The sequence below is a fragment of the Halorubrum tibetense genome, assembly GCF_042661865.1.
Lineage (GTDB): Archaea > Halobacteriota > Halobacteria > Halobacteriales > Haloferacaceae > Halorubrum > Halorubrum tibetense.
In genome coordinates this window covers 1-860 of record NZ_JBHSWW010000547.1, presented here as the reverse complement: position 1 = coordinate 860, position 860 = coordinate 1, and the positions used below count along the sequence as shown (strand labels likewise).

Sequence of the window (860 nt, the reverse complement as noted above, 5' to 3'; positions counted from 1 at the left end):
TAGGGCCTGGACTTTTTCTTCGTGTGCTTTTTTGAATTCGAGGGCTTGGTCTAGGCGCGCTTGAACTTCCACGGGTAGGGTGGGGATAAGCGCTTCTTTGGCGTTGGCGATTTGTTCTGAGAACACCTGGGGCATGCCGTCTTGTATGAGCATAACGGCCATTTGGTTGGTGTCGGCATTCCAGATCATGGCGGCCTGGTCAGTTATTTCTCGAACTTCGCTAGGTGCGTAGCGGGATACCACGTAAAACAGCGCGCCTTCCTTTTGGATGCTTTGGGCTGTGTTTAATAGCTTCATGGTGGGCTCGTAGTTGTCGCCCAATATGGCAGTCATCCGGTCTTTTACCATGGGGATTTCGAACAGGTCTACATCGGCTGGGTTGAAGCCTATGAGCGGCGTTAATAAGGCGCCCATCAAACGAGCTTGCATTTGATTGCCTACCAAAAGCGACGAGACACAACCAATAAGGCACAGGCAAAGCGCTGCGCTGAGCAGAAGTTTTTGAATACGCATGAAATGGATACTTTAGAAAAGAGTCTATGTTGGGCCGAGTGGCGGTGCTAGGGTGCGCGATGTATTGCTATCCGCGACCGTTAGCGGAGCGCATTTTGCGCTACTTCGAGTTGGGCGGCTAGTGCTTCTTGAGAATTTTATCGATTGGTAGGCAATATGTTTCTCGTTTGAACACTTATAGGGTAGTTGCTTTGGCATTTGATCTGTGGCGTGCAATGTCTTCTGGTTTCACCAGGTTCTGCCCTGCAGCTAAAGCGGCAGCCGTTTTTCGCGTCGCTTTATTCGGTTGAGCGAAGAGGGATAATGTCGAGCATGGTTTAGCCTTTAGGCTCGATTAATCGCCTCTT

1 protein-coding gene is annotated in these 860 nt (G+C 50.2%); it reads right to left on the bottom strand.

All coding sequences use genetic code 11. The features are described from left to right. Nucleotides 1–513, bottom strand: a 513-nt coding sequence (locus ACFQEU_RS16875; protein ID WP_379784024.1) for a hypothetical protein, incomplete at its 3' end; no start/stop codon positions are given. Nucleotides 514–860 lie beyond the last annotated feature (347 nt).